Source organism: Streptomyces sp. NPDC014764 (genome assembly GCF_043082785.1).
GTDB lineage: Bacteria > Actinomycetota > Actinomycetes > Streptomycetales > Streptomycetaceae > Streptomyces > Streptomyces althioticus.
This window is the reverse complement of the sequence record NZ_JBIBXY010000002.1, coordinates 511,852-528,500: the sequence shown is the minus strand read 5'-3', so window position 1 is coordinate 528,500 and position 16,649 is coordinate 511,852. Positions and strand designations below refer to the sequence as shown.

General features: G+C 74.5%; 13 protein-coding genes. 3 read left to right on the top strand and 10 right to left on the bottom strand.

Annotation, left to right across the window (positions count from 1 at the left end):
• Window positions 1-45 precede the first annotated feature (45 nt).
• Together ACF1AG_RS07475 and ACF1AG_RS07470 are read right to left on the bottom strand one after the other, a co-directional pair.
• Window positions 46-1,581 (bottom strand): glycoside hydrolase family 43 protein, encoded by a 1,536-nt coding sequence (locus tag ACF1AG_RS07475; RefSeq protein ID WP_359601393.1) that lies wholly within the window; start codon window positions 1,579-1,581, stop codon window positions 46-48.
• 69 nt (window positions 1,582-1,650) lie between these two features.
• The gene (locus ACF1AG_RS07470) at window positions 1,651-2,475 is read right to left on the bottom strand and encodes a rhomboid family intramembrane serine protease (protein ID WP_359601394.1); all 825 of its coding nucleotides are present in this window, start codon (window positions 2,473-2,475) and stop codon (window positions 1,651-1,653) included.
• A gap of 132 nt (window positions 2,476-2,607) precedes the next feature.
• On the opposite strand from ACF1AG_RS07470, the gene ACF1AG_RS07465 reads away from it, so the two are divergent.
• Entirely contained in the window at window positions 2,608-2,958 is a 351-nt protein-coding gene (locus ACF1AG_RS07465; protein WP_359601395.1) for a hypothetical protein, read from the top strand.
• A 30-nt stretch (window positions 2,959-2,988) separates the two neighbouring features.
• On the opposite strand, the gene ACF1AG_RS07460 is transcribed toward ACF1AG_RS07465, so the two are convergent.
• Complete coding sequence (locus tag ACF1AG_RS07460; protein WP_391809460.1) at window positions 2,989-4,386, bottom strand: FAD-dependent oxidoreductase; 1,398 nt, start codon at window positions 4,384-4,386, stop codon at window positions 2,989-2,991.
• Window positions 4,387-4,423: 37 nt separating this feature from the next.
• On the bottom strand, window positions 4,424-5,422 hold the full coding sequence (locus tag ACF1AG_RS07455; protein ID WP_359608156.1) for a DUF4349 domain-containing protein: 999 nt from the start codon (window positions 5,420-5,422) through the stop codon (window positions 4,424-4,426).
• Window positions 5,423-5,579: 157 nt separating this feature from the next.
• Between ACF1AG_RS07455 and hemG the strand changes: the two genes are divergently transcribed.
• Together hemG and hemQ are read left to right on the top strand one after the other, a co-directional pair.
• A complete protein-coding gene (gene hemG / locus ACF1AG_RS07450) occupies window positions 5,580-7,037 on the top strand; it encodes a protoporphyrinogen oxidase (protein WP_391809459.1) in 1,458 nt (485 codons plus the stop codon).
• Between the two features lie 5 nt (window positions 7,038-7,042).
• On the top strand, window positions 7,043-7,774 hold the full coding sequence (hemQ, locus tag ACF1AG_RS07445; protein ID WP_163091563.1) for a hydrogen peroxide-dependent heme synthase: 732 nt from the start codon (window positions 7,043-7,045) through the stop codon (window positions 7,772-7,774).
• A gap of 4 nt (window positions 7,775-7,778) precedes the next feature.
• On the opposite strand, the gene ACF1AG_RS07440 is transcribed toward hemQ, so the two are convergent.
• The 6 genes from ACF1AG_RS07440 to ACF1AG_RS07415 form a co-directional block, all read right to left on the bottom strand.
• Window positions 7,779-9,356 carry an alpha/beta hydrolase gene (locus tag ACF1AG_RS07440; RefSeq protein ID WP_391809458.1) on the bottom strand — a complete coding sequence of 526 codons (1,578 nt, stop codon included), beginning with the start codon at window positions 9,354-9,356 and terminating at the stop codon, window positions 7,779-7,781.
• Window positions 9,357-9,466: 110 nt separating this feature from the next.
• Window positions 9,467-10,249, bottom strand: a complete 783-nt coding sequence (locus ACF1AG_RS07435) for a TIGR04222 domain-containing membrane protein (protein WP_391809457.1) — start codon at window positions 10,247-10,249, stop codon at window positions 9,467-9,469.
• A 124-nt stretch (window positions 10,250-10,373) separates the two neighbouring features.
• Entirely contained in the window at window positions 10,374-11,684 is a 1,311-nt protein-coding gene (locus ACF1AG_RS07430; protein ID WP_359606487.1) for a DUF692 domain-containing protein, read from the bottom strand.
• Between the two features lie 241 nt (window positions 11,685-11,925).
• Window positions 11,926-13,989 carry a neutral/alkaline ceramidase gene (locus ACF1AG_RS07425; protein WP_391809456.1) on the bottom strand — a complete coding sequence of 688 codons (2,064 nt, stop codon included), beginning with the start codon at window positions 13,987-13,989 and terminating at the stop codon, window positions 11,926-11,928.
• Between the two features lie 185 nt (window positions 13,990-14,174).
• Complete coding sequence (locus ACF1AG_RS07420) at window positions 14,175-15,770, bottom strand: alpha/beta hydrolase (RefSeq protein ID WP_387795458.1); 1,596 nt, start codon at window positions 15,768-15,770, stop codon at window positions 14,175-14,177.
• Between the two features lie 67 nt (window positions 15,771-15,837).
• The gene (locus ACF1AG_RS07415) at window positions 15,838-16,557 is read right to left on the bottom strand and encodes a peptidyl-tRNA hydrolase (protein WP_387795456.1); all 720 of its coding nucleotides are present in this window, start codon (window positions 16,555-16,557) and stop codon (window positions 15,838-15,840) included.
• Between the last annotated feature and the right edge of the window lie 92 nt (window positions 16,558-16,649).

The window sequence follows — 16,649 nt, the reverse complement described above, 5'->3', positions numbered from 1 at the left end:
AGATTAGCCGAACCGGTGCACGGGCCCTGCGGCCACGGGCCGCTCTTACACGGCGGGCGCCGGGACGTACTCGAACCAGTCGAAGGCGACCGAACCCTCCGTGGCGTACATGCCGATGACGCGGCCGGTGAAGCCGGCGGCGACCTCGGTGGACAGGTAGCGCCCGTCCAGTTCGGCGAGCGGGTGGGCACCCGGGGAGTCGGGGTCGCCCAGCCAGAAGGCGAGGGTGTCGGGGCCGATGGTGTGACCTCCGGTGAGCAGGGGCGACGCGGGCACCAGGTCCGCGGTGCGGACGGTCACGCCGAGGAGCAGCGGCCCGGGCGGGGCGGACCGCTGGGCCACGGTCTCGCTCAGCGGCCCGATCCGCGCCACGACACGCACCTCCCCGTCGCCCGCCTCCACCTCGTAGTGGTGCGCCTCGTCCAGCCGTACGCAGATCCCGCCGCGTCCGGCGCCCGGGTCCACCAGGGCGGTGACGCGGCAGTCGTGGTGCTGCTGGCGACGGCCGACGAACGTGTAGCCGGGGGTGTCCAGGGTGGGGCCGGTGGCGTGCAGCACCAGCGATCCGGGGCGCTCCGTGAGCGACCAGGAGCCCTCCGGGCGGGTGAACGGCGAGATCCAGTGCGGGGCGAGGGCCGTCCCGTCGAAGTCGTCGCGGGCGGGCGGGTCCTGCACGGGACGCCAGGCGCCGCCCGGCGCCGGATGACGCTCCGGCACGGGCGCGACGACCGGCCAGCCGTCCTCGTCCCACTCCACCGGTGTCAGGAACGTCTCCCGGCCCAGGACGTGCACGTCGGGCGTGAACCCGCGCGGGCGGACGCCGAGCAGCACCATCCACCAGCTGCCGTCGGGCGCCTGCACCAGGTCGGCGTGGCCGGTGTTCTGGATCGGGCGACCGGTGCCGCTGTGCGAGAGGAGCGGGTTGCCGGGGGCGCCCTCCCAGGGGCCGCGCGGGGAGCGGGCACGGGCCACCGACACGGCGTGGCCGCGTTCCGTGCCGCCCTCGGCGATCAGCAGGTACCACCAGTCGCCGATGCGGTAGAGGTGCGGCGCCTCCGGGTACTTGAGGCCGCTGCCGGACCAGGTGGGGGAGGGGCCCTCCAGCACCGCGCCCGTGACCGGGTCGATCCGCGCCAGGTTGACCCCGCCCGCGGGTCCGGAGAAGGCGCACCAGCAGGTGCCGTCCTCCTCCCACGCCAGGTCGGGGTCGATGCCCTCCAGGTCGATCCACACGGGGTCGCTCCACGGACCCTCGGGGCGCTCGGCCGTGACGACGAAGTTGCCGCCGCCGTCGACGTTGGTGTTGACGACCCAGAAGCGGCCGTCGTGGTGCCGGATCGTGGGGGCGTAGAGACCGCCGGACGCCTTCGAGCCGGGGAGCGGCAGCGGCAGCTGTGCGGGGCGGTCGAGCACGTTGCCGATCTGCTGCCAGTGCACCAGGTCCCGGCTGTGGAAGAGGGGCAGCCCGGGGAAGTACTCGAAGCTGGAGCACACCAGGTAGTAGTCGTCGCCGACCCGGCACACGCTCGGGTCGGGGTGGAAACCGCTGATCACCGGATTCTCGTACGTGTGGTCGAACATGGTCCTCCCCATCGAACAGCGGCCGCTGGGGGGAGTCTAGGGCCGGAGTCGATCGAGCGGGCGGTCGTTCTACCAGCCGGGCCGGGCCCGCCGGCCGAAGAGGATGCCGCGCGGCTCGGGCGGCGGGGGAGTGCCCCGCTTCAGCGGCCACGCCAGCAGCATGCCGACGACGAAACCGACGACGTGCGCCGCGTACGCCACCGTGCCCGCGTCCGTGACGCCCTGGCCGGCCGAGTACACCGCCTGGAGCCCGAACCACAGGCCCAGCACGATCCACGCGGGCAGCCGCAGCGGCAGGAAGATCAGGAACGGCACCAGCACCCAGACGCGCGCCTTCGGATAGAGGACCAGGTACGCGCCCAGGACGCCCGCGACGGCGCCCGACGCCCCGATCAGCGGCTCACCCGAGCCGGCGTTCAGCAGCGCGAAGCCGTACGCGGCCGCGTAGCCGCAGACCAGGTAGAACAGCAGGAAGCGGACGTGCCCCATGCGGTCCTCGATATTGTTGCCGAAGATCCAGAGGAACAGCATGTTGCCCAGCAGGTGCAGCCAGCCGCCGTGCAGGAACATCGCCGTCAGCACGCTCAGTTCGGGCGACTTGTCGTAGCGGGGCGGGCCGATCACGCAGCCGGCGCCCTGCGGGCCCACGCCGGTGGCGCCGGTCGGCACCAGGTTCGGCAGCTGGTGGTGGACCAGCTCCCTGGGCACCACCGCCCACCGCTCCAGGAACGCCTGGAGGTGGCACAGATCCGCCAGGCTGCCGCCGCCCCCGGTCAGGGAGCCGACGACACCGGGCGTGAGCGCCACGAAGACGACGATGTTGGCGATGATCAGCGCGTACGTCACCCAGGGGGTGCGGCGCGCGGGGTTCACGTCATGGACGGGGATGACCACGTTCCACTAGTGCCCGGACGGCCGCCGGTGAATCAACGGGCCCCTGAACGCCGCCCGTCCGCCGTGCGTATGTCTCCCCAACCGCCCGCGGCGCGGGAAAGGCGCCGCGGGGCCGACGTGAGGACACAGGCGATGAACGACCGAGTGACCGTCCCCGTGCACGCGCTGCCCGACGGCGAGGCCGAGCTGACGCTCGTGGTCCGCCTCCCCTGGGAGGACGTCGCCCGGCTCGGCCAGGAGGCGGGGCGGCTCGCCGCGCAGATGCAGCGGCCGGTGACGCTGGACGAGGCGGTCGGCCACCGCCTCCGCTCCGCCCGCGCCACCGCCGCCCACGCCCGTCCGACGGCCGGCGAACAGCCCCCGGCCGTCCCCCCGGCCACCGCCTCCGCCGCCTCGGCGACCGGCTCGGTCTCCTCCCTCCCGTCCCGCCCTCCGGGCGAGCAGGCCCGCCAGGCGATAGAACGCATCAACGGGACGGCATGACGCGCGGAGGGCGGTGACCGCCGGGGACGATCACCCCGTCCCCCTCACCTTCGCCGCCGCCTTCCGGGCCGCCACCTGGATCGGGTCCCAGACCGGGGAGAACGGCGGGGCGTAGCCAAGATCCAGCGCTGCCACCTGGTGGACCGTCATGCCCGCCGTGAGGGCGACCGCCGCGATGTCCACGCGTTTGCCCGCGCCCTCGCGGCCGACGATCTGCACGCCGAGGAGGCGGCCCGTGCCCAGTTCCGCCAGCATCTTCACCGTCATGGGCGCGGCGTTCGGGTAGTAGCCCGCGCGGCTGGTCGACTCGATCGTCACCGTCTCGAAGCGCAGGCCCACCCGGTGGGCGTCCTTCTCGCGCAGACCGGTGCGCGCGATCTCCAGGTCGCAGACCTTGCTGACCGCCGTGCCGACCACGCCGGGGAAGGTCGCGTAGCCGCCGCCGGCGTTCGTGCCGATGATCTGGCCCTGCTTGTTGGCGTGGGTGCCGAGCGGGATGTGCCGCAGCTGCCCGGAGACCAGGTCGAGCACCTCCACGCAGTCGCCGCCCGCCCACACGTTCTCCAGCCCGCGCACCCGCATCGACCGGTCGGTGAGCAGCCCGCCGTGGTCGCCGAGGGGCAGCCCGGCGTCCCGCGCGAGAGTGGTCCCGGGCCGTACGCCGATGCCCAGGACGACGACGTCGGCGGGGTACTCGGCGTCCGCGGTGGCGACCGCCCGCACCCGGCCGTCCGCGCCGGTGGGCAGCGCGGTCACCTCGGCGTCGTCCACCATGGTGATGCCCAGCCCGGTCATGGCCTCGCGCACCAGCCGGCCCATGTCGGGGTCGAGGGTCGCCATCGGCTCCCGGCCCCGGTTGACGACCGTCACCTCGTAGCCGCGGTTGATCAGAGCCTCGGCCATCTCCACACCGATGTAGCCCGCCCCCACGACCACCGCCCGGCGCCCTTCCGTACGGGCCAGCGTGTCCAGCAGCGCCTGCCCGTCGTCCAGGGTCTGCACCCCGTGCACCCCTGCCGCATCGATCCCCGGCAGGTCCGGGCGGACCGGCCGGGCACCCGTCGCGATCACCAGCTTGTCGTACGACGCCCACGACTCGGCGCCGGACTCCAGGTCACGGGCGCGCACCCGACCCCGGTCCACGTCGATCTCCGTGACCTCGGTGCGCAGCCGCACGTCGATGTGACGCGCGCGGTGCTCCTCGGGGGTGCGGGCGATCAGCTCGTCCCGGTCCTCGACGTCGCCGCCCACCCAGTAGGGGATGCCGCAGGCGGAGTAGGAGGTGAAGTGGCCTCGTTCGAACACCACGATCTCCAGCTCGTCCGGGCCCCTCATCCGCCGGGCCTGCGACGCCGCGGACATGCCCGCGGCGTCGCCGCCGATCACGACCAGCCGTTCCCTCGCCCCGTGCGCAGCGCTCGTGTTCATGCCGCCCACGCTACGGGGGAGGGGCGGGCACGGTCCGTCAGGCGTCGCCGTTCCCGGTGTCCGGGGCACGCGCCGGGACCGGCGGGGCGACGGGCAGCGAGCCCGTGCCGCCGTCCGCCGCGGGCCCGGGACGCGGGCGGCGCGCCATCCGGGGGCTGATCAGCTTGCTCCACACCAGCACGACCAGCGCCGCCACCGCCGCGAACGGCAGGACCGCGCCGAGCGCCAGCAACAGCCAGCGCAGCAGGGTCAGGAAGACGTCCCAGCCGCCCGCGAGCGCGTCCAGGAAACCGGGCTCCTCGTCCTCCTTCGCCTCCTTCACCGGCGTCTCGGACAGCGTGAGCGTGATGGTGGCGAGGCTCGTGCGGTCCTTCAGGGCGGCCTGCTGGGCGAGCAGCGACTCCAGGTCGGCCTGGCGGGTGCTCAGCTCGCCCTCCAGGGTCACCACGTCGCTGAGCCGCGTCGCCCGGTCCATCAGCTCGCGGATCCGCGCCACGCTCGCCCGCTGCGACCGGACACGGCTCTCCACGTCGACCACCTGGTCGGTGACGTCCTCCGCGTTCGCGTTGCGCTCGACCAGGGTGCCCGTGCCCTCCAGCGCGGCCAGCACCTTGTCGTACGCGTCCACGGGCACGCGCAGCACCACCCGCGTGCGCTCGTGGCCCACGGCGTCCCGGCGGGTGCTCTCGTCGCCGACGTAACCGCCCGCGTTGGTGGTCGCGGTGCGCGCCTCGTCGAGCGCCGTCGGCACGTCCTTCACCCGCACCGTCAGGGAAGCCGTGCGGATGATGTGCTCCGTCGCGAGCCGGGGCGCCGACGGGGCGGACCGGTCCGCCGTGCCGCCCGGCGCGCCCTGCTTCCCGGACTCGGGCGCCGCGTCCACGGCCCCCTTCTCGTCCGCCGCCACCCCCTGCCCGCCTCCGGCCTTGCTCGCGCCTTCGTCGCCGGACGCGCTGCACCCGGTGACCGCGAGGGCCGCCGCCAGCAGCACCCCCGCCAGGGCGTGGGCGGATCGTACGGATCGACGTGTGCGCATGCGGGACTCCCCCTGCCGTGGTGACACTGACGATCCTCAGACGCCGCAGACGGGACGGGGGTTCGGGCCGGACGGTCGCGATGGGGTCACGGTCGGGACTCGACGGGGCCACACGGCCCTGGCGGACCGGCGCGCGGCGTCTGAGAAGGTGGAGGGCATGAGCGGATCACACACGGGCGGCGGGCGGCACGCCGTCGTCGTCGGAGCGGGCATCGCCGGACTGGCCGCCGCGCACCGGCTGCTGGAGCACGGGGCGCGGGTCACCGTGCTGGAGGCCTCGGAACGGGTCGGCGGCAAGCTGCTGCCCGGCGAGATCGCGGGCGCCCGCGTCGACCTCGGCGCGGAGTCGCTGCTGGCCCGCCGGCCCGAGGCGGTCGGACTCGCCCGCGCGGTGGGCCTCGCCGACCGGCTCCAGCCACCCGCCACCGCCTCCGCCGCGCTGTGGACCCGCGGCGCCCTGCGCCCCATGCCGAAGGGGCACGTCATGGGCGTCCCCGGCACCGCCGCCGCCCTCGCCGGCGTGCTGTCCGACGAAGGCCTCGCCCGGATCGGGCGGGACGCCGAGCTGCCGCCCACCGAGATCGGCGACGACGTCGCCATCGGTGAGTACGTCGCCGAGCGGTTCGGCCGCGAGGTCGTCGACCGGCTCGTGGAGCCCCTGCTCGGCGGGGTGTACGCGGGGGACGCGTACCGCATCTCGATGCGCTCGGCCGTCCCGGGCCTCTTCGAGGCCGCCCGAGCGCACGCCACCCTGGGCGAGGCGGTCCGCGCCGTGCAGGCGAGGACCGCCGCCGCTCAGCAGACCGGCCCCGTCTTCACGGGCGTCGCGGGCGGCGTGGGCACCCTGCCGCTCGCGGTCGCCGACTCCCTGCGCTCCCGGGGCGTCCGCATCCTCACCGGCGCCCCGGTCACCGAACTGCGCCGCGAACCCGGCGACGGCTGGCGGCTCGTCGCCGGCGGCGAGGTGCTGCACGCCGACGCGGTCGTCGTCGCCGTGCCCGCCCCGGCCGCCGCGGGCCTGCTGCGCGCCGAGGCGCCGGGCGCCGCCGCCGAGCTGTCCGCCGTCGAGTACGCCTCGATGGCGCTGATCACCCTCGCCTACCGGCGCGACGAGGCGCGGCTGCCCGAGGGCAGCGGATTCCTGGTGCCGCCCGTCGAGGGCCGCAGCATCAAGGCATCCACGTTCGCCTCCCGCAAATGGGGCTGGATCGCCGAGGAGACCCCGGACCTGGCCGTCGTCCGCACCTCCGTGGGCCGCCACGGCGAGACGGAGATCCTGCACCGCGACGACGACGAACTGGTCGAGCTGTCCCGGCACGACCTGAAGGCGGCCACCGGCCTGGACGCCGCCCCGGTCGCCACCCGCGTGACCCGCTGGGACGACGGCCTGCCCCAGTACCCGGTCGGCCACCACGCGCGCGTCGCCCGCGTCCGCGCCCATCTCGCCGGCCTGTCCGGGCTGGCCGTGTGCGGCGCCGCGTACGACGGCGTCGGCGTCCCCGCGTGCATCGCGAGCGCGTACGCCGCCGCCGACCGGATCAGCGGTGACCTGCACGCTGTGCAGGAGCTCACCGCCCACCCGGTGCAGAGCCTGTACGGAGGAGCGGGAGAATGAGGGACATGAGTGACGACGCCACCACCCCTGCGCCCGACCGGATCCCGAACAAGGGCAAGCTGGCCAAGGACCTCAACGAGGTCATCCGCTACACCCTGTGGTCCGTGTTCAAGCTGAAGGACGTCCTGCCGGAGGACCGCGCCGGTTACGCCGACGAGGTCCAGGAGCTGTTCGACCAGCTCGCGGCCAAGGACGTCACGGTCCGCGGCACCTACGACGTGTCGGGCCTGCGCGCGGACGCCGACCTCATGATCTGGTGGCACGCGGAGACCGCCGACCAGCTCCAGGAGGCCTACAACCTCTTCCGCCGCACCAGGCTGGGCCGCGCGCTGGAGCCGGTCTGGTCGAACATGGCGCTGCACCGCCCCGCCGAGTTCAACCGCTCGCACATCCCGGCGTTCCTCGCCGACGAGACCCCCCGCGACTACGTGAGCGTCTACCCGTTCGTGCGCTCCTACGACTGGTACCTGCTGCCGGACGAGGACCGCCGCCGGATGCTCGCGGACCACGGCAAGATGGCCCGCGGCTACCCGGACGTGCGCGCCAACACGGTCGCGTCGTTCTCCCTCGGCGACTACGAGTGGATCCTCGCCTTCGAGGCGGACGAGCTGTACCGCATCGTCGACCTGATGCGTCACCTGCGCGCCTCGGAGGCCCGTATGCACGTCCGCGAGGAGGTCCCGTTCTTCACGGGCCGCCGCAAGGACGTCGCGGACCTGGTCGCCGGTCTGGCCTGACCTCTCAGGTTCTGGGAGCGGGCGCCGGGTGCGGTGCGCAGGACGCGCGCCGGCCCGGCACCCGGCCCTCCAGCAGATACGCCGTCAGGTGCGCGTTCACGCACGCGTTGGCGCCGCCCGCGAGGCCGTGGCTGCCGGCGTCCCGCTCCGTCACCAGCGCCGACCCGGCCAGCCGCCGGTGCAGCTCCAGGGCGCCGTCGTACGGGGTGGCCGCGTCCCGTTCGGCCGCCAGGATCAGCGTGGGCGGCAGGGCGTCCTGCCCGGCGCGCACGTCCAGCGGCCGCTGCCGGGGCCCCGGCCAGTAGGCGCAGGGCAGGTCGGTCCACACGTTGTCCCACGTCGCGAACGGCGCCCGGCGCGCCAGCCGCGTGTTGTCCCGGTCCCACACCGCGAAGTCCGTCGGCCAGGGCGCGTCGTTGCACCGCACTGCCAGGTGGACCGCGCGTGTGTTCTCCGCCTCCGCCTCCGCCTCGGGCTGCTCCTCCGCCTGCTCCACCAGCGGAGCGGGGTCGCCCTTCAGGTACGCCGACAGTGCGTGCGCGCGCTGCGGCCAGTGGTCGTCGTAGTACGCGGCCTTCAGCATCGCCGAGTGCAGCTGCGCCGGGCCGACCTTCCCGCCCGCCGGCTTCCGCGCCAGCCGCTCCCGCACGACGTCGTAGCTGTCGCCCACCTTCCGCGCGGTGTCGCCCAGCCCGTACACGTCGTGGTGGCGGGCGGCCCACGCCCGGAAGTCCGCCCAGCGGTCCTCGAACGCGGCCGACTGGGCGAGGCTGTTGCGGTACCAGACCCGCTCCGGCGCCGGATTCACCGCCGAGTCGAACACCATCCGCCGTACGTGCGAGGGGAACAGCGTCGCGAACAGTGCCCCGATGTACGTGCCGTACGACGAGCCGAGGAACGTCAGCCGGGTCTCGCCCAGCGCGGCGCGCAGCACGTCCAGGTCGCGGGCGTTGTTCAGCGAGGTGTAGTGCCGCAGCGCGTCGCCGGACCGCTCGGCGCACCCACGCGCGTACGCCGCCGCGCGGGCCGCGCGCTCCCGTTTGACCGTCGCCGCCGGGTACCGGGGCGCGGGTGCGGGACCCTGGTGGAAAATGCCCGGGTCGACGCACGACACCGGGGCGGAACGGCCCACCCCGCGCGGCGCGTAGCCGACCAGGTCGTACGCCGCCGCCAGCCGCTTCCAGCCCGGGACCACGCCGAGCACCGGGAAGTACATCCCGCTGACGCCCGGCCCGCCCGGGTTGTTCACCAGGGAGCCCTGGCGCGGCACCGCGCGTCCGGTCGCGGGGTCCTTCCCGGTGGCCCGGGAGCGGCTCACGGTGAGCCGGATGTGCTCGCCGCCAGGGCGGGCGTAGTCGAGCGGGACGCTCAGCGTGCCGCACTCCACGGTGGGCGGCAGCTCCTGCTCCTCGGTGCACGGGCCGAAGTCGATGCCCTCGGAGGCCGCCCGCGCGGCGGTGACCTCGGTGCCGCGCGCCTCGGACATGGCCGGGGACCCGGGGGCCGCTGCGGGGGGCCGGGCGGCGGCCGGGGTGGTGAGGAGCAAGGACCCGGCGGCCACGAGGGCGGCGGCGGTTCTCATCGGTGAGGTGATCCCTTCGGTGCACGGTGGCGACAAAAGGGATGTTTTCGGCGTGTGCGGTGCCGGGCAAGGACCGCCCGCCGGGTGTCGGCGACCGGTTCACGGCCCGGTCACCACCGGGGGTCCGGCTCCCGGTGCGTGAAGGCAGCCCGGACCTGGGGCTCGCCCGCGGCGTGCACCCCGCGCACGGCGACGGTGGTCAGGTACGCGCGGTCGTCGTCGGTGTCGTCGGCCGCCGCCCGCCGCACGGAGGTGAGCAGACGCTGACCCGCCGGGGACGCCCAGGCCGAGGCGGGACTCAGCTCGAAGCGCGCGATGGCGAGACAGCCCAGTGTGAACGCCAGGGGCAGCGCGAACCACAGGGCGACCAGCAGGCGCGGCATGGGTGACGGCACCGGCATGAGCAGCGCGACGGCGGCGAGACCGACGACCGCCGGCACGGCGAGCCGCAGCCGGCGCAGCGCCTGCGCCACGGTCCGCCCGTCGCCCTCGGGCACCGCGAGCCCGGCACGCACCAGCCGTTCCGCCAGCGTCCGCACCGCCTCCGCGGTCGCCGCGGCCTTCCGCACCGGCGCTATCCGCGACTGCCCGTCCGGCCCGATCGCCCCTATCACCGTGCGTTCCATGTCGTCCCGCCCGTGCGGATCGACGACGGTGGCCCAGCCGGTGTGCGCCAGCAGCAGCCGCCGCTGACGGGCCATCGCGACGAGCGTCAGATCGGCGACCCGCGCGGGTCCGCCGGACAGGAACGCCGCCTCGTACAGCGTCAGCCCCCGCCGCTCTCCCGCACCGTCACCGGCAGCCGCCGCCTCACGCACCGCGGCCCGACACAGCCGCAACCCGACGACCCCGGCGATCGCCCAGGCCAGCAGCAGGAGAGGTACCCAGAACATGAGTTGTTTGTAAGGGACATGGTCGCGAGAACACCATGCCTTGTTCACGATCCGGACACGGCGTTGCGGGTATGTGACGTTCCGGTCCGGGCCGACGGCGTCCCGGTGGGTGACCCGGAGGGCGTCAGCGGCGCAGCAGTGCCCGGCGGGTGGCGCGGGCGAGGCGGATCGTCGGGCGGTGGGAGCGGGGGCGGGGGCCCGAGCGGTCGCGGTGCCACTCGCGCAGGGCGCGGCGCGTCCGGGGGCCGTCGAGGCGGCCGGGACGCAGGAGGTGTTCCACGAAGGCCATCGCGTCGTGCCGGTAGCCGCCCGTCATGGGGCGGGTCTGCGCGTACGCGAGGAAGGCCGGCCGGTAGCCGTCGCCGAGGAGCTCCGGCAGCTCCGGGGCCACCTTCGCGACGACGTCCGCCCGCTTGGCGGCCAGCGCCCGCGCCTGCACCCGCATCCGCGTCCGGTCGAACCCTTCGGGCACCGGCGTCCCCGCGACCAGCGAGGACAGCACCGCCGTCTGGGCCAGCGCCAGCCGCTCCCGGGCGGCCCCGGCGACGGGCTCGACGGCGGCCGGCTCCCGCACGCGCTCCGGCGCCGCATCCCCGCGGACCAGGTCGCCCGCCGCCACCGCCCCGCGGATCGCCTCCAGTTCGCGCTCCAGCTCCGCAGCGGGCGGGAAGTTCTCGTCCCGCTCCAGCAGCAGGCCCGGCGGCGAGACGCGGGAGGCGAGGTCCGTGAGGACGTCGAGGACCGGCTGCGGTACCGGGTGGGCGTGGCTGTCGTGCCACACGCCGTCCCGCTCGAACCCGCCCGCGACATGGACGTACGCGATGGCCTCCAGGGGGAGTACGGCGAGCGCCTCGGCCGGGTCCTCGCCGCGGTTGACGTGGTTGGTGTGCAGGTTGGCGACGTCGATGAGCAGCCGCACGCCGGTGCGGTCGGCCAGCTCGTACAGGAACTGTCCCTCGGTCATCTCCTCGCCGGGCCAGGAGAACAGCGCGGCGATGTTCTCCACCGCGAGCGGCACCGGGAGCGCGTCCTGGGCGATGCGGACGTTCTCGCACAAGACGTCGAGGGCGTCGCGGGTGCGCGGCACCGGCAGCAGGTGCCCGGCCTCGATGCCGGGGGACGCGGTCAGCGGGCCGCCCGCCCGCACGAACGCGATGTGCTCGGTGACCAGGGGCGAGCCCAGCGCCACGGCCCGCTCGGCGAGCGCGGTGAGCCGCCCTTCGTCGGGGCGTTCGGCGCCGCCGAGCCCCAGGGAGACGCCGTGCGGCACGACGGTCACGCCACGCTCGCGCAGCCTCAGCAGCGACGCGGGCGGATGGCCGGGGCAGACGTTCTCCGCCACCACCTCGACCCAGTCGATGCCCGGCATCGCCTCCACCGCGTCCGCGATCTCCGGACGCCACCCGATCCCGGTCCCCAGCCGCACCGTCGTCATCCCCGTCCCCTCCTCCACCCCGGCGTTCCCGCCCGGCCCCCGGTCCGTCCGCACGGACGTGCCGGACGTGCCGGGGATATGACCCGCGGCTTCGCGCCCGAACCGCCCTGCGGCCGCCTTCAGAGGAACATTTGAGGTTGGGAGAGGACCGTCGGGGAATGCCCGCCGCCCGACGCGTGGTCACTGGGGTGCGGCAGCACGAGCGTCATGAGCCGCGTGATCACCCGCGGCTCAGGCAGGCTCACCGCACCTGGAAGGCCGTCGACACACCCTCGACCGACGAGATCTTCCCGCCCAGGCTCTTCGCGTCGCCGCGGTAGACGACGCGGTAGGTGCCCGAGGGTGTGCCCTGGGGGATGTCCCAGGTGACGGTCACCTTGGACGCGGCGATGCCGTCGCGGGCCCAGTGGAAGCGGGTCGCCCAGTCGCCGTCGTCGGCGACGGTGCGCCAAGCGCCGCCGGAGTCCCGCCGCTCGATCCGCAGATACGTGTCGCCCCGGTGCAGGTCGTTGCTTGGATGGGCGCCGGCGAAGACGACCTCGACGCGTTCCCCCGTCCGGTAGTTCTCCCGGGGCGGCACCAGTACGTCGCCGAACTTCCGGAAGAGGGGCGGCGCGTCCAGCACCACGCCGGGCTGGAGCGAGAGCGCCTTGCCGGTCAGGTCCGGCGGCTCCGGCCCGAGCGGCAGGTCCGTGCCGTCGCGCAGGGAGACCGCCAGCTCGGCCGCGGTCTGCTGGAGCGCGGGGAGCTGCCAGCGCCCGAACAGGGTGCTGCCGCCCTCGTACTGCTGGGCGTCGTACTCCTCCGGCGTGGTCACGTAGTGGAAGTAGGAGTTGCTGTACCCGGCGACCAGGACGTCGTCGAGGTCCGCGCCGACGATCCCGGCGACCGTGCGCCGCAGCCGCAGGCCCGCGCAGACGGTGACCTCGCCGGGGATGCCGATGAGGTACAGGCCGCCGATGCGGACCAGCATCACCGGCACCCGCTCCTGCACCCACGGGTAGATCCGGTTCATCTCCCCGATCGGCACGAAGACGCCCTTCGGCGCCTGCGCCTGCTTCAGTTCGGGGGACACCGTGTAGACGAGCGAGTTCGAGATCGCGTCCCAGAAGGGGTTGTCACCCTCGTCGAAGCCGGGGAAGGCGGGCCCGTCCTCGAGGCTGCCCGCCGCCATCGCCGCGCCGACGCACGGCTTGGAGGTGCGGTGGGTCTTCCCGTCGCCCGTGAACTCCGGGCGCACGGTGACGTCGGAGAGGTCCACGTACACCAGCCGTGAGTCGACCGGCCCGGACAGTCGCACGCCCGGCGCGTCCGCCTGCGCCGCGGCCGCCTCGTACTGCCGCAGCCCGCTGGTGCGGGTGGCTTCGAAGTCGGCGGGTGTGGTGGGCGGCACCAGGTCCAGGTTGGGTGACATGTCGCCGCTGTTGGTCTGGGCGAACGCCGACACGAACTCCGGTGCGCCGTCGGCGAGATAGTCCACGCCGTGGACCTCGCGCTCCCAGTGGTAGGCGGCGTAGCCCTTGTTGTCGGCGCTGATCAGGCGGTTGTCGCCGGACATGCTGGTGCCGTGCACCGGGAACCAGTTGACCGCGCCGACCGTGCGGCCCTCCCGCTCCACCCGCAGCAGTGTGGTCAGGGTGTCGACGCCGTCCGGGAAGTGGTCGCGGTCGGCCTTCGGGTTGCGGTCGAAGGCGGTCTTCGAGCGGTTGACGCTGGCGCCGGTCAACGCGGAGTGGCTGAGCACCAGTTCGGATGGGGCGAGGTCCTCGTGCGCGTTGCGCGCCGCCTCGAACAGGCCGTCCGCCACCGCTTCGAAGGTCGCCTTGTGGAAGCCGAACGTCGTGGTGTTGTAGAGGAGATGGTGCGAGTAGCCACCGGGGCCCGCGTGCGTGTGGGTGGCGGTGATGAGGACGTTGCGCGCGGTGTACGTATCGCCGTAGGCCTGCCGCAGCCGTTGCAGCACCGCCCGGTGCACGCTCTCGAAGATCATGGGGGAGTCGGCGACGATCAGCAGCACGCGGCGCCCCGTCGCCTGCTCGGCCACGACGAACGCCCGCGCCCGCAGCCGGGTGTGGAGCCCCGCCGCCTGCTGGTCGAAGCGGCCGTAGCCCATCATGCCCACCTCGGCGACCTCGCCGGTGGCGTCGGAGATGCCCCGGCCGACGAGATACCCGCTGCCGCTTCCCGTGGCGGCGGCAGCGGCGCCCGGTGGGACCAGGTGCGCGCCCGCGAGCCCGAGGCCGGTCACGGCGCCCGCCCTCAGGACGGTCCGGCGGCTGCGCAAGGGAGGACGTTCCGCGGTCATACGCTGCTCCTCAGGGTCGGTCGGCCCCCGGCGAACAAAACATGAACAACATTCAAGTTCCGCGCCTCATTGGTACACCGGCCGCCATGGACACGGCAAGAGTCGTGCGCGCATGACGCGGCCGGCCCGGTGGATCCGTGTCCCCACGGATCCACCGGGCCGGCTCCCGCCTCAGGGCGGCGGCGTCACCCCTTGCCCCGGAGCGGCTCCCGCTCGCACACGGTCCCCGCCGCCGGCACCGTGCCGTCCAGCAGGTACGCGTTCACGGCCTTGCGCACACAGGTGCTGCCCGAGTCGTACGCGCCGTGGCCCTCGCCCTCGTAGGTGAGTTCCACCCCGACGCCCTTGCCGAGCCGCTCCGCCATCCGGGCGGCGCCCTCGTACGGCGTCGCGGGGTCGCCGGTGTTGCCGACGAGCAGGATCGGCGGCGCTCCCGGCGCGCTCACGTCCGGGTGCGCGGCCTTGCCCCGCACCGGCCAGTCGGTGCACTCCAGCGCGCCCCACACCATGGTGTCGCCGAAGAGCGGGGACGCCTTCTCGAACGCGGCGGCCCGTTCCAGCACGTCGTCCACGGTGTAGCGGTCGCTGCGGTCGGCGCAGGTGATGGCGGTCCGGGCGTCCTGCCGGTCGCTCCAGCCGTCGGCGTGACGGCCGCCGAGGGCGTCCGCGAGGCCGAGCAGGGTCCCGCCCTCGTCGGCGGCGAGGAGTTGCAGGCCGACCTCCAGCGCGGGCCAGGCGGTCTCCAGGTAGAGCGCCTGCACGACGGCGTCGATCAGCTGGGAGCCGGTGAACACCCTCTCCCCGTCGACGGACAGCGGCTCGTCGTCCAGGGTCTCCTCCAGTTCCATGACGAGCCGCGTGATCTCCTCCGGGGTGTCGCCGAGGGCGCACCCGGTGTCCACGCACCACTGGGCGAAGTGGTCGAAGGCGAGCTGGAACCCGCCCGCCTGTGCGAGCGCCCCCTCCATCTGGTCCAGCGTCGGGTCGACGACGCCGTCCAGGACGGCACGGCCGACGTGCTGGGGGAACAAGTGGGCGTACACGCCGCCGAGTTCGGTGCCGTAGGAGATCCCGAAGTAGTGCAGCTTGTCGTCGCCGAGCAGATGGCGCAGCAGGTCCATGTCGCGGGCGGCGTCCTCGGTGCCCACGTGCGGCAGCACGCGCCCCGACTCCCGTTCGCAGGCGTCCGCGTACCGCTGCCGCGCCTGGAGCAGCGCGGTCACCTCGTCGTCGCCGTCGTCGGGGGTGTCGTCCTGCTGGGCCATCGCCTGCGCCGCCTCGGCGTCCAGGCAGGTGACCCCGGCGCTCGCCCCGACCCCGCGCGGGTCGAAGCTCACCAGGTCGTAGCGGGACCGGAGTTGCTCGTAGTCGGGAGCGAGGGCGGGCAGGGCGGCCACGCCTGACTCGCCGGGCCCGCCGAAGTTGAACAGCAGCGAGCCGATGCGGTCGGCTGTGTCCGCGCGGGACGCCGCCCGGATCAGAGCGACGTCGACGGTCTCACCGCCGGGTCTGTCCCAGTCCAGGGGCGCCCGCATGGCGGCGCACTGCCAGCGGGTGCCGTCCGGCAACGGCTCGGGCGCCTGGCCGCCGCCTTGCAGGGGGGACGGTGCGGGGCAGTCCTTCCAGTTCAAGGACTGCGCCCATATCCGTCCGCGGTCGTCCTCCTCGCCGCCTCCGCCTCCGGCCCCGCCCTCGCCGGCCGGGCCGCAGGCGGCCAGGGAGGCGGAGAGCAGGACGGCGCCGGACAGCAGGGCAGCGGCTGTCGTACGTCGTGTCGGCATGCGCCCAGCCTCCGGCGGGCCGACGGCAGCCGCACGGCCGCACAACCCATCCGGGGGACGCCCCGGGTCAGCGCAGCGCGGGGTGGTCCGCCACCACGGTGCACGAGCCGGGGGCGATCTCCGTGAAGCCCGCGTCGCGCACCGTCGGCAGGCCGGCACCGGTCAGCGCCGGCCAGCCGGCGGGGTCGGCCGCGCGCACGGCGAGCGGGAAGCCGGCCGCGTGCCAGGCCTCGCGGGCCGCGTCCGGCAGTGCCCACCAGGCTAGTTGGGCGCCGTGCCCGGCCTGGGCCATCGCCTTGCCGGCGGACATCTCCAGCTCCGGGTTCATCCAGAGCGTGGGCACGCCGGGGTCCGCGGGCGGCACCGGGTCCGGGTCGTCGAGGTCGGTGCCGGACACCTGGAGCCGGGCCAGGTCCTTGGGCCAGCCGTCCAGCGGCACCGGCGGGAAGACCCGCACCTCGGCCGCCTTCCCGGTCACGGTGATCCCGGGGAGCGCCTCCGCGCGCCGCCACTCCGCGCCGCGCGCCCGCCGCACCACCTTGCGGATCCGCGCGTCCTGCCAGTCGCGGATCGCCCGCGCCCACTCACCCTCGCCCACCGACCGCTCGTCGGTCAGCATCACCAGCACCGCGCGGGCCGCCGTCTCCAGCGCGTCCGTCCGCGCGGGCGGCGAGCCGCGCTCGAGACGGACCACCAGCGGCAGCACGAACTGCGGCGCCGCGTCGCGGTCGCCCGGGTCGGGTCGGAAGGGGCTGTCGGGGGCGGGTGTCGTCCGGTCGTTGTTCACCCGTCCAGTGTGCCAAGCGGGACGGGGGCGGTGCCGGACGGCACCGGCGGACATCAAGGGCCGTGGAGGGGGCACCAGGGTGGGGGAAGGGA